The organism is Collinsella aerofaciens, assembly GCF_039752775.1.
In the GTDB taxonomy this organism is placed as follows: Bacteria; Actinomycetota; Coriobacteriia; order Coriobacteriales; family Coriobacteriaceae; genus Collinsella; species Collinsella aerofaciens_R.
On record NZ_JBDMGT010000025.1, the window covers coordinates 1 to 12,803 of the forward strand.

The 12,803-nt window shown below is 59.8% G+C and carries 10 protein-coding genes; 1 reads left to right on the forward strand and 9 read right to left on the reverse strand.

All coding sequences use genetic code 11. The features are described 5' to 3' along the window. Positions 1-2,351: leucine--tRNA ligase (gene leuS, locus ABHR63_RS07460; RefSeq protein ID WP_346965938.1), on the reverse strand; the 2,351-nt coding region annotated here is incomplete at its 3' end. 260 nt (positions 2,352-2,611) lie between these two features. Continuing rightward, a complete protein-coding gene (locus ABHR63_RS07465; RefSeq protein WP_055251158.1) occupies positions 2,612-4,123 on the reverse strand; it encodes an IMP dehydrogenase in 1,512 nt (503 codons plus the stop codon). A 193-nt stretch (positions 4,124-4,316) separates the two neighbouring features. Between ABHR63_RS07465 and ABHR63_RS07470 the strand changes: the two genes are divergently transcribed. Further along, on the forward strand, positions 4,317-4,664 hold the full coding sequence (locus ABHR63_RS07470) for a winged helix-turn-helix domain-containing protein (protein WP_346964688.1): 348 nt from the start codon (positions 4,317-4,319) through the stop codon (positions 4,662-4,664). Between the two features lie 224 nt (positions 4,665-4,888). Here ABHR63_RS07470 and ABHR63_RS07475 read toward each other — a convergent pair whose 3' ends face one another. From ABHR63_RS07475 to ABHR63_RS07505, 7 genes are all read right to left on the reverse strand, one after another. Continuing rightward, complete coding sequence (locus ABHR63_RS07475; RefSeq protein ID WP_346964689.1) at positions 4,889-5,881, reverse strand: PLP-dependent transferase; 993 nt, start codon at positions 5,879-5,881, stop codon at positions 4,889-4,891. A 96-nt stretch (positions 5,882-5,977) separates the two neighbouring features. Beyond that, positions 5,978-7,510: a glycoside hydrolase family 32 protein gene (locus tag ABHR63_RS07480; RefSeq protein WP_346964690.1), complete on the reverse strand. Its 1,533-nt coding sequence runs from the start codon at positions 7,508-7,510 to the stop codon at positions 5,978-5,980. Positions 7,511-7,616: 106 nt separating this feature from the next. Beyond that, the gene (locus ABHR63_RS07485) at positions 7,617-9,017 is read right to left on the reverse strand and encodes a PTS transporter subunit EIIC (protein WP_346964691.1); all 1,401 of its coding nucleotides are present in this window, start codon (positions 9,015-9,017) and stop codon (positions 7,617-7,619) included. Between the two features lie 184 nt (positions 9,018-9,201). After that, positions 9,202-10,173, reverse strand: a complete 972-nt coding sequence (locus ABHR63_RS07490; protein ID WP_346964737.1) for a LacI family DNA-binding transcriptional regulator — start codon at positions 10,171-10,173, stop codon at positions 9,202-9,204. A gap of 97 nt (positions 10,174-10,270) precedes the next feature. After that, complete coding sequence (locus ABHR63_RS07495; RefSeq protein WP_346964692.1) at positions 10,271-10,405, reverse strand: hypothetical protein; 135 nt, start codon at positions 10,403-10,405, stop codon at positions 10,271-10,273. 406 nt (positions 10,406-10,811) lie between these two features. Next, positions 10,812-11,477 (reverse strand): RloB family protein, encoded by a 666-nt coding sequence (locus ABHR63_RS07500; RefSeq protein WP_346964693.1) that lies wholly within the window; start codon positions 11,475-11,477, stop codon positions 10,812-10,814. A 1-nt stretch (position 11,478) separates the two neighbouring features. Next, a complete protein-coding gene (locus ABHR63_RS07505) occupies positions 11,479-12,636 on the reverse strand; it encodes an AAA family ATPase (protein WP_346964694.1) in 1,158 nt (385 codons plus the stop codon). Positions 12,637-12,803 lie beyond the last annotated feature (167 nt).

A 12,803-nucleotide genomic window follows, 5' to 3' on the forward strand; every position in this document is an offset into this window, starting at 1 on the left:
GTATAGGCGTTGCCCTCGCAGCCGAGCGCCTCGTGCCACAGCTCGTCGGCCCAGAACGGGCAGATGGGGGCAAGGACGCTCACGATGTCCTTGGCCACGCCGTAGCACAGCGCCTTGTCGCGGGCGGTACCCTCGGTGGCGTTGAGGTAGGCGCTCGCCGCGTTGACGAGCTCCATGACGGCCGAGATGGCGGTGTTGAACTGGCCGCGATCGAAGTCCTCGGTGCACTTGGCGATGGTGCGGTGACGCTCGCGATAGAGCTTCATCGCAACCTCATCGAGCGCGGACTTGTCGAAGGCCACGTTGGCATCGCCGGACTGGACGAGCTGCCAAACGATACGCCAGGCGCGCTTGATAAAGCGGTTGGCGCCCTCGACGGCCTTGGGATCCCAGTCGAAGTCCTTCTCGGGCGGGGCGATAAACAGGATCGCCAAACGCATGGTGTCGGCGCCGTAAGGTTCGATGACCGAGCTCGGGGGCACGACATTGCCCTTGGACTTGGACATGGTGTCGCCGTTCTCGTCCTTGACCATGCCCTGGCACAGTAGGTTAGTGAAGGGCTCGTCCACGCTCAGCAGGCCCAGGTCGCGCAGCGCCTTGGTAAAGAAGCGACTGTAGAGCAGGTGCAGAATGGCGTGCTCGATGCCGCCAATGTAGTTATCGACGGGCATCCAACGGTCGGCGGCCTCCTTGGAGAAGGGCAGCTCAGTGTTGTGCGGGTCGGTATAGCGCAGGTAATACCAGCTGGAGCAGGTGAAGGTGTCCATGGTATCGGTCTCACGCTTGGCCGGGCGGCCGCAGACCGGGCAGGTAGTCTCGTAGAACTCCTTGCACTCGGCGAGGGTCTCGCCGGCACCCAGGTCCAGGTTCTCAGGCAGCGTCACCGGCAACTGATCCTCGGGCACGGGCACGATGCCGCAGTGCTCGCAGTGGATGGCCGGGATGGGGTTGCCCCAATAACGCTGACGGGAAATGAGCCAGTCGCGCAGACGGAACTCGACCTTGCGACGACCGCAGCCCATGGCCTCGAGGTCGGCCACGATCGCAGCCTCGCCCTCGGAGTGCTTGCCGCCACGCATGCCGGTGTATTTGCCGGACTGGACGAGCGTGCCCTCGGCAGCGTGGGCACAATCCCAGTCGACGGTCTCGGCATGGAAGGTATCGATGGTCTCGCCGCTGGCCTCGACGGCGGCGCGGTCGTCATCGTCCAGGATAATCGGCACGATCGGCAGGTCATACTTGCGGGCGAACTCAAAGTCGCGCTGGTCGCCACAGGGAACGGCCATGACGGCACCGGTACCGTAGTCGGCAACGACATAATCGGCAACCCACACGGGGACCTTCTCGCCGTTGACGGGGTTTACCACATAGCGGCCCGTGAAGGCACCGTGCTTCTCGAGGGTGCCCTGGGCACGCTCGACGGCAGAGATATGCTTGGAGTCCTCGACGATCTTGGTGACGGCCTCCTCGTACTCCGTGCCCTCGACGAGCTCGAGCAGGCCGGCGTACTCGGGAGCCAGGACAAAGAAGGAGACACCAAAAAGGGTATCGGCTCGCGTGGTGAAGACGGTGATCTTGCCCTCGTCGCCCTCGATGGGCTCGCCGTCCTTGTCGCACAGGGTAAAGTCGACCTCGGCGCCCTCGGAGCGACCGATCCAGTTGGCCTGCATCTGCTTGACGCGCTCGGGCCAGCCGGGGAGCTTCTCCAGGTCGTCGAGCAGCTCCTGAGAGTACTCGGTAATCTTGTAGTACCACTGCTCAAGGTCGCGTTTCTCGGGCTCGGTGCCGCAGCGCCAGCACTTGCCCTCGGTAACCTGCTCGTTGGCCAGAACGGTCTTGCAGGTGGGGCACCAGTTGACCGGATTCTTCTTGCGGTAGACCAGGCCCTTTTCCCACATCTTCTCAAAGATCCACTGGCCCCAGCGGTAATAATCGGGGCTGCAGGTCTTGACCATGCGATCCAGATCGTAGGAGAAGCCCATGCGCTTCATCGTGGCGAGCGCCTGGTCCATGTTCTTATACGTCCAGGCGGCAGCCTGCGTGTTGTGCTTGATGGCGGCGTTCTCGGCGGGCAGGCCAAAGGCGTCAAAGCCGATGGGATGCAGCACGTCGTAGCCGCGCATGCGGGCCTGACGGGCCATGGCATCGCCGATGGTATAGTTACGCGCATGGCCCATGTGCAGGTCGCCCGACGGATACGGGAACATCTCGAGCACGTACTTCTTGGGCTTGCTGTCGTCGGTGTCGACGGCAAAGAGGTTGGAGTCCTCCCAGGCCTTCATCCACCGGGACTCAATGGCCTGCGCGTCGTAGGCAGGAATCTCATCCTTATGATCTGTGCAATCGCACATATCAGCTCCTTTAATCTTAGCTGGGGTCGGTCGGCTTAGCTTTATTCGCTACTGCGGACAGTCCTGCGCAAGACGAAGAGCACATTAAGTGCTCTTCTTTGCGTGCGGAACTTGTAGCAAACAAAGCTAAGCCGACCGACCCTAAGGTTAACTTGACTGATGATAGCAAATACGACAAGCGAGATGCCTGCGACTTGCAGGCATCTCGCTTTATCTAAATAACGTGGTTGGGAATCAACCTTTGATATGCAGCTCTTACCTTATCGATAGGAAACGCTCTGCTGAGAATCCTTCACGACAACATCGTGGGCTCCGCCTTCGACGATCGAGGTCGAGCTCACCAGGGTCAGGCGTGCCTTTTCCTGGAGCTCGGGGATCGAGAGGGCACCGCAGTTGCACATCGTGGACTTGACCTTGTAGAGCGTGCCGCCCACGCCGTCCTTGAGGGAGCCGGCATAGGGAACATAGGAGTCGACGCCCTCGACGAAGCTGAGCTTCGCGGCGCCGCCCAGGTCGTAGCGCTGCCAGTTGCGGGCACGCGCGGAACCCTCGCCCCAGTACTCCTTCATGTACTGACCGTTCACATTGACGCGCTCGGTCGGGCTCTCGTCGAAGCGGGCGAAGTAGCGGCCCAGCATCATAAAGTCGGCACCCATGGCAAGAGCGAGCGTCATGTGGTAGTCGTAGACGATGCCGCCGTCAGAGCACACGGGCACGTAGACGCCGGTCTCCTCGTAATACTCGTCGCGAGCGCGGCAGACGTCGATCAGCGCGGTGGCCTGGCCACGACCGATACCCTTGGTCTCACGGGTGATGCAGATGGAACCGCCGCCGATACCGACCTTGATGAAGTCGGCACCGCAGTCGGCAAGGAAGCGGAAGCCCTCGGCGTCGACGACGTTACCGGCACCGACCTTGACGTCCTCGCCATAGTTGGCGCGAATCCACTCGATGGTGCGCTTCTGCCACTCGCTGAAGCCCTCGGAAGAGTCGATGCACAGGACGTCGGCGCCGGCCTCGATGAGCAGCGGCACACGCTCGGCATAGTCGCGGGTGTTGATACCGGCGCCGACCATGTAGCGCTTATCGCCGTCGAGCAGCTCGTTGGGGTTGGTCTTGTGGCTGTCGTAGTCCTTGCGGAAGACGATGCCCATAAGGTGATCATTGTCGTCGACGATGGGCAGGGCGTTGAGCTTGTTGTCCCAGATGACGTCGTTGGCAACCTTGAGGCTAATGTTCTTGTCGCCCACGATGAGCTGCTCACGCGGGGTCATGAACTCGGAGACCTTCGTCTGGTGGTCATCGCGACTGGGACGATAGTCACGGCTGGTGACGATGCCCAGGAGCTTACCCTTGGGAGTGCCGTCGTCGGTGACCGGCATAGTGGAGTGACCGGTCTTCTCCTTGAGCTCGATGACCTGTTCCATGGTCATATCGGGGGTCAGCGTGGAATCGGACTGAACGAAGCCGGCCTTGTGATCCTTGACGGCCTTGACCATAGCGGCCTCGGACTCGGCGCTCTGGGAACCGTAGATGAAGGACAGGCCACCCTCGGTAGCGAGCGCGACACCCATGTCGACGCCCGAGACGGACTGCATGATGGCGGAAACCATGGGGATGTTCAGGGTGATTGCCGGCTTCTCACCGCGCTTGAAGCGGGTCAGCGGCGTCTTAAGAGAGACGTTGTTGGGGATGCACTGCGAGGACGAGTAGCCAGGGACCAGCAGATACTCCGAAAACGTGTGGGACTCACCGGGAAAGAACGTAGCCATGTTTCTCCTTTTTCCATGCGACCGGTCGGCTGCAGGCCTCGTAGGACCCAGCCCAACCTTGGGCGCCCAATACTGGGGAAGTATCTTAACGCACTTTGACTGCTACAATGCATGATTTAAGAAGAGCACACGAGGGTTTGACGCAGGCTTTGCGTTTGCCCAGCAAACACTTTAGCGGGAAGACGTGGAGCGTATGAAGTACAAGACGACGGCAAAGTTGGTCATTCAAGCGTGCGACAAGGATTTGCCGGGCGTGTTCGGCCACGGCTGCGTCTTGCTGCTGCAGGGTATTGCCCGCGAGCACTCGCTCAACCGCGCCGCCAAGAGCATGGGCATGGCGTATTCCAAGGCCTGGCGCATTGTGAACGAGGCCGAAGGTCAGCTGGGCTGCAAGCTCATCGAGCGCGACGGAGCCCGCGGATCATCGCTCACCCAAGCCGGCGAGCGAGCCATCGAAGTCTACGAATCCCTCCAGGCCGACATCAACAACGTCATCGCCACCAAAGCCAACGACCTCATCGCCAGCATCAATGCAGAGTAGTCCTTTTGGGCTGAAATGTTGTCCACCGCGCCCTCGGATTGAGGCTCGCGCCACAAAACGGGCCCATCTACTACGTTTAGTTGAATACCCTCGACCATACTGGACATTATGAAATTAAAACCGCTGGTAGACAGCTTGGTAATTTTCAAAATAGGCGGGTATGGTCGACCCCTATGGCTTAAACGTAGTAAATAGGCCGTTTTCGTGGCACAGGCCCCGATTAGCTATTTGCGGAGGGCGTTGTCTAGGGTGGACGCTACGACCAGGGGGTTGTCGGTGCCGGCAAAGAGGCGGATGGTGCTCCCCTGTTTGCCGCGTGGGGCCGAAAGGCGCGTCGTTGCGCCGCCGGCGGGCGATGTTCGGAATTCGTCCGACAGTATGCTGAAGAATTCGCACGCGGTGCAGTCAATCAGATCAAACTCAACTGCCGGGCCAAAGCCGTGCTCGAGGATTCCCGTTGCAACCGAATGGTCGGGATGCGAATTCAACCCGGGATAGCGCACGTTGCGCACCATCTCGTTAGCCGCCAGATACTCGGCCAGCGCACGGGCGCGGTCGAAGTGGGCCTGCATGCGAACGTCGAGCGTATCGAGCCCGCGCTCCAGCACGTCAGCCTCGTTAACAGGCAAATCAAGCTTGGCCAAGCCACAGCCCTCAAGCAGCGCATGCGCGCACTCGGCAGCGGCATCCACACGATGGCGTTTGAGCTGCGAGCGCGCCACCGAAGCGGCAACGAGCTTACGCGGAGCCTTACCGGCGCACGCACGGTCGAGTGCCTCAAGCGACAGGACGGCACCCAAACGCAGTGGATCGCAGCCAAAGACGCTTGCCACGGTGTTATCCACCACGAGCAGCGCACGGGCCTCGCGAGCCGCACGACCCAGAGCGCGCAGATCGGGCACGCGCAGGCCAAAGCCACCGATCGTGTTCACAAACCACCACAGGTGCGGCCCCTCAGCATCAAACGAAGCATCAAAGCCCTCGGACGCAGCAGAAAACACTGCAGCCGACGGCTCCCCAACCAGCACAACATCGCAGCCATCAAAGCCACGAGCAAACGCATCGGCAAAGTCATCGGCAAACGCAACCAGGCGGTCACCGGGGCGCACAATCCCCAACAGAGACAGCGCCGCCGGCACATGCGAGGCCGCAACAAGACGCGCCTCACGCGCGCCGGCCCTTACAGCCCAGGCCTCTTCTAGCTGCTGTACATCCACAAGGCACCGTCCCTTCACAAACAAAAACCCACGATGCGGGTGTTCCCCGCATCGTGGGCAACGGCTGCAGTATAGCGCCGATATGCGACGAATCGCCTAGATGTTGAGCGTGTGATAGGTCACGCTCGCACCCGGGGCGTCAACGGTCACGCCATAGGCCTCGGGATAGATGCGCGTCGAAAACACGAGCGCGCCATCGTTCACAAACACCTCGACCGACGAGACATCGCCGACAATGCGCACGTTGCGCACCTCGTCGACGGGCTCCCAGCGCACAGTACGACCGCAGCCGGCAGAAGCGCGACCCTCATCGGTAAATCGCATCTCAAAGCGCGAAGGCAGTTCGCCCTCGGCGGGCATAAACGCCAGCTTCAGCTCGCCATCAACGATCGCGGTAAACGCTCCGTCGACACCGTCGACAACAACGTCAAAGCAGGTATCGTCGGCAACCTCCAACGAGCCCTCCCCCACACGCACCGAGGCATAATGGTGCTCGATCTCGCGCACCGGCTGCTGCAGCACCACGCCGCCGGCACCGGCTGTAAGCTCGCGCGGCACCGTCATGCAGTGCTGCCAGCCGCACACCACGGTGGGTGCGTTGTCATAGGTCGGCTCATCGGGCATGCCCATCCAGCCGATCAGAATGTGGCGACCATCCTCGGACGTAAACTCCTGCGGCGCATAGAAGTCAAAACCAGCGTCCCACAGGCGGAACTCGCCCAGCTCATAGGCACCGTCACCACCTGCAATGTCGCCCGTTACAGACATGTAGCCAGCAGCGTATACGTTGCCGCGGTCCCAACGACCGCCCTCGAGCCCCTGAGGGGAGAAGGACAGCCACTTCGCCGGCACACCGTCATCGGCCTCAAGCTCAAAGTAACCCGGGCACTCCCACATAAAACCAAAACGCTCGGGCGTAGACACACGGCTCTCGAGCTCCCAGCTCAGCATATCGGCCGAGCCATACACCAGGATCTCGCCCACATCGCGCCCGGCACCCTCGCCATGCATGGCGCAAAAACGGCTCTCGACGTGCGGCCCGTCAACGCGACGACGCGCGCCCAGCACCATGTGATAGCGACCTGCCTCATCGCGCCACACCTTGGGGTCACGCACGTGGCACGTCAGGTCCTCGGGATAGTCCTCCGAAGCCAGCACGACGCGCTTTTGGCTAAACGTCTGCCCATCGGCGCTCTCGACATACACGGTATCGGCGCGACGGCCGGAGTTGACATAGTCAAAGACGCCGTCCGCATCGGGGAGCTTAACGTTGCCGGTATAGAGCACGCGAATGCGACCGTCCTCGGCAAGCGCGGAGCCCGAATACACGCCATGGCAGTCGAACGGCTCATCGGGCAGCAGCGGCGCGCCAACATACTCCCAGTTCATAAGGTCGCGGCTCGTGGCATGACCCCAGGCCTTAACGCCGCCCTCAACATCAAACGGAGCATATTGAAAATAAGCGTGGAACACGCCGCCCGCCTGGCAAAGACCGTTGGGGTCGTTGAGCCAGCCCGTGGGCGGCATAATATGAAAGCGCTGGCCATACGCGCCATGACCGCACTCAGAGGCGGCGGCGTCAACAGCGGCGACCAGCTTTGCAAGGTCGCGACCGAGTGCATTAGACATATCAAAGTCCTAACGGATCGAAAGTTACAAGGTGCCAAAGATCGGCGCCAGATGCGGGGAACACCCGCGAGCATACAGCCCGCGGGCGTTCCTCAATCAAAAGCTCTTAGGCCTGCTCGGAAGCCTTGGGCTCGTCCTTGTACAGGACAAACGAGATGGCAAAGGACACGACCGCGGCAACCGCAAACATGATCGCGTACTGCACGGGCTGGGCCAGGCACAGCAGGATACCGAAGATACCCGTAACACCCGTGCCGGAGGCAGCCAGCGAAGTGAGCGCGCAGACCAGGGCACCGCAACCGCCGCCGATGCAGCCGGCGATGAAGGGCTTAAAGAAGCGCAGGTTCACACCAAAGATGGCAGGCTCGGTAATGCCCATGAAGGCGGACAGGGCCGAAGGAAGCGCCAGACCCTTGATCTTGGCATCGCGGGTCTTAAAGGCAACGGCGAGCGCGGCACCACCCTGGGCGATGTTGGCAGCGCTGGCGATGGGCAGCCAATAGGTCACACCGTACTGAGCGAGCTGGCCCAGATCGATGGCGGTGTACATCTGGTGGATACCGGTAACGACCGTGGGGGCATAGAACAGGCCGACGATAAAGGAACCGATGCCAAAGGGCAGGGTGAGCAGGGCCTGAATCAGACCGAGAATGGCGTTCTCGGCCCACACGAAGATGGGGCCGACGGCAACGAGGGTCACGAGCACGGTCACGAACACCGAGACGAGCGGGGTCACAAAGAGGTCGAACATCTCGGGAACGATCTTGTGCAGGCGCTTCTCGAGGAAGGCCAGAATAGCGCAGGCGATGACGATGGGGATAACGTGGCCTTGATAACCGACCCACTCAAAGCTGTACACACCGGGGATGACGTTGACCATGGTCTGCACGCCCTCGGAGGCAACCGTGTAGGCGCTCTGTAGCGAGGAGTTGATGAACGCACCGCCGACAACGGCGCCCAGATACGGGTTGGCGCCAAAGGCCTTAGCGGCGGAGTAACCGATCAGGATCTGCAGAATGCCAAAGGACGTGCCCGAGACCAGGTCGGCAATCTTGTAGATAAAGTTATTGGTGTCGAGCGCGATAAAGCCGTTGGAGGCCATAAAGTTGAGGGCGCTCATAATGCCCAGCAGCAGACCCGAGGCCACGATGGCAGGGATGATGGGGACAAAGACGTCGCCGAGCACCTTAATGGCGCGCATAAAGATGTTCTGCTGCTGCGCCGCGGCCTCCTTGACCTCGGCCTTGGTGGCAGCCTCGACGCCACTGAGCGCGATGAACTCCTCGTAGACCTTATTGACGGTGCCAGTGCCAAAAATAATCTGGAGCTGGCCCTGGGCTTCAAAGACGCCCTTAGCGCCGTCGATATTCTCGAGGGCCTCCTTGTCAACCTTCGCGTTATCGGCAATCACCAGGCGCAGACGCGTGGCGCAGTGTGCGGCCGAAACAACGTTGCCGGCGCCACCGATGTTGTCGAGCACCTCTTGGGCTGATTTGCGGTAGTCCATGACTTCCCTTTCCTCCAACGGGTGCATGCGCACCCGACTACCTTTGACACTTACACTGTAATCGTTTTCAGTTTCATATGTCTGTAATCGTTTTCATAGTAGGGTGAACGGTAGGAAAGAGCCGGCGAATGGTAGTTTTACCGCAAAAACAGGGGCCTCAAAGGCAGGCAGACATGCCCAAAGCCTAGACATTCATAAGTTGATGGCCGAGTTTGAGCGTCTTGAGACCGCTCTCCCCCTCCACGCCATCGAGCGTGTTGAGCAACATATTGGTCGCCTCGACGCCACTGGTCAGGTAGCCATAATGCACGGTGGGAATGCCGCCCGTCAGCGCGCGCAAAAACGCGTTGTCGCCAAAACCGCTCACGCGGTGTATACCCTCGCCCATGCCGCGAACCTCATCGATGGCACGCAGCGCGCCCGCCGCCATGGTGTCGGTCGCGCACGCGATAAACGAAACATCGGGGTCGACGGAAAGCAGTTCACGCGCCGCACCATAGCCCGAGTCGAGCGTAAACGAGCCCAGGCGAATCAAGGCGGCATCGAGCGGGTTACCCGCGGCGCGCAAGCCGGCCTCAAAACCGCGACGGCGGTCATAACCGGCCGCGCGGTCTTCTTCGGTAACTCCAATGTAGGCGATCTTGCCATCTACCCGACCAGCGAGCGCCTGGCCCAGCTCAAAGGCAGCCTCGTAATCGTCGTGATAGACGCACGCCACGCCCTCAACATTCTGACCGATCAGCACGATGGGCACACGGCACGATTCAATCGCCCGACGGTGCTCGTCGGTAATCATGGTTGCTACCAGCACAATGCCATCGACCGGGTGGTTTTGGAATAAATCGAGGTATTCGAGCTCGCGATCGGGGGCATTGTCGGTATTGGCAAGCAACATCTGGTAGCCACGACGACCGAGCACCTGGCCGATGCCGGCGGTAATGCGGCTCACGGATTCCGAGTTGATCTTGGGCACGATGACGCCGATGAGCTTGGTAGAGCCGGTGCGCAGCGCGCGAGCCTGACTGGACCGCACGTATCCGGTCAGCTCAATCGCCTGCTTAATGCGCTCGGCCTTGTCAGCCGAGATATATCCACCGTTGAGGTAGCGCGAGACGGCGGCGCTCGAAACGCCCGCCAGCTCGGCCACATCTTTCATCTTTACCACAAGCACCCCTGTCATTGAAATCGCTTTCACCATGATACCCAACCCTCGCCCGAAAAATATTCGACTGGAAAGGTCTCAGCGGATCATTTCAACCGCCCAGGTCGAGCAAACGCCAGCGATCCACCGCCGCGTGCATGTTTATGTCAAACGTAATGCGCACGGTACCTTCGTCCATCACCCACGGCTCACGCTCATAGTTCACGATGGTCCACGGGCGCATCATGTTGCAGATGCACTCGATGTAGAACTCGCGACGGAGCGGATAGGGAAAAGCCCAATTCCGGTCAATCCCTTACCGGCAACCACAGCGAATTAAGACTGAGCAACAACACGTCAGTAAAGTTACATACGAGCAGAAAATCGCACGCAATTTCGCCTTTTCTTTATTGAGATGTAAATTTTGACAGGCCGAATCTTACATCCATACAAATGATGAAAAGGGGCGGCAATTCAAAAGAAAAGCCGCCCCCGCAGGACGCAGGCCCGTAGGTTGACTGCGTCAATACCGCTAGATTCGGCCTAGTATCCTATCGGGTCCCAAAAGGTCAATCCAGTTAAAGACGGCAGGCAGCCCGAAACAACATCTTTCATGAATCTCCAGTCCCATCAAGCCCGATCGAACTTGACCGTCAAACCAGATACGGCCCAATCACATCAAATATCTCGCCAACCTTAGTTAAAGGGTTTTGCGCAGATGGCTTAATGTTACCCAGTTCCCTATGGTACGCGACGAGGCGCCCAGCACGCTGCAATGCTTCGCCTCGCCTATCATCCACTGCCCCAAACATCCCGTCAAGGTTCTTGCGGTACTCGATGCCCAAATTCTTCGACATCTCCTGCGCGAGGGCATGCTGGCAGTCGGACGCGGACATATGCGCGGTCGTGTAGCGAAAGTGCAGAAGCGGCCACAGCTCGAAACAGGGGTTGGACCACAACGCGTGGAAGGTCCTCGAACCACCAGAGAGCTCGTTGCACTTACGCTCCATCGCGTCGAAGTCGGACGCAGGGAAGTCATCCTTGTCATACACGAGCCACACGTGGTCGAACGTCTCGGGCGCATAGAGGCAGTGTTCGACGGCGAAGTCGAGCAGGTCGAGCGTATGTTTGCCAGTCCCCTTAACGACTACGGCAACCTTCCGCTCGTTTGCTGCGCCCAACGCGGCGCGCACGCCCTCGAAGTAGCGAGGCTCAGTCTCCTTGCCCTCGGTCACCACGAGATGGCGCGTCATCTGTACCATGCGAGAGCGTCCCTCGCGCTTGCCGCTGCGCCAGTCCCTCGACTTTTTCGCGGCCATATTAATCCCACTCCTCAATGCACGTGAGATACGGGTCAGCACCATAGCGGCCGGACAGGTACTGCTTGTCGAATGCCGCGTTCTTGCTGACCAAGTTACCATTTGCCTCGTGGATGTCGGCGAGCGACCATAGCTGGCTCGCCTCCCCCTCGCCGCGTGCGGCAAACCATATCTCGTCGCGGCGAAAAACATCGTTTCGCATAGTGGACACGTCCTGAGACGAAAAGATGAGCTGCGCGCCGCTCTTGTTGACTTCGGGATCTTTGAACAGCAGAATCACGTAGCGCAGGAGCTTCGGATGCAACTTGGCGTCGAGCTCGTCGACAACGACGGTACCGCCGCGTTCGAGCGCCGCCAGCAGAAACGACGCCAACCCCATGAGCTTCTGAGTACCGGCCGACTCCTCGGACAGGCGCAGCTCATAGCCCTTGCCGTCCACCTCATGCTTTACGAAGACGCGCTGGCCGCGCCATTCCGGAGCTTTCTCAACCCTAAAGCCATCGATACGTACGTCAACGGCACGCAGAAAACGCGTGATCTCGAGTGAGTCATCCTCGTCGAGCAACTGTTCGAGCATCCGCTCCAGGTAAGAGCTGTTGTAGTTCAGGAACACGCCATCAAGAAACCAGCTGGCAGCCTCCTTGATCACCGGCGCGTCAAAGTTGATACAGAGGAACGACAGGTACGGCAGACTCGGGTTGAATCTCGCAGCCGTAACAAGTTTGCGCAGCGTGGGACCGAGCTCGACCTCAGCACCCTCGCGCTCGAACAACATTGCCGTACGCGAAGCTCCCAATTTGCGCCGCCACAGTCCCTCGGACACGATCTCGTCCGCATGCACGGACAGGACATAGCGGTACTCATGCTCACCCGCGCGATAGTAGAGCTCGAACTCGGTGGGCTTAGCAGCCGACACGTCATCGAACTCGAACGCAGAGCAACGGGGTATTGAAGATCGGTTACCTTCTGGCGCATCAGTGCTGGCAGACAACAATCTGATCGGCCTTGCCACCGCCGAACGAATATAGTCAAGAGCCTCGAGCAGGTTAGACTTGCCGCCAGCGTTAGGCCCGTAAACCGCAGCCACCGGAAGGAAGCTCTGCCCGTCAGGGCACTCTATAAGGGAGCGCTCGAACTCCCTCATCGATGTTGCCTGCATGGAAAGCTCAGTTTCGTCGCGATAGGATCTATAGTTCCTGAAGGTAAACTGGCAAAGCATCGTCCTCAAAATTCCTTTCATTGTTTTGAAAAGATATTTCAGAGTTTTTATTTGATTATAGACCTTAAATAGCATCAATCAAGTGTTTGCAGCATCTAGAACAAAGG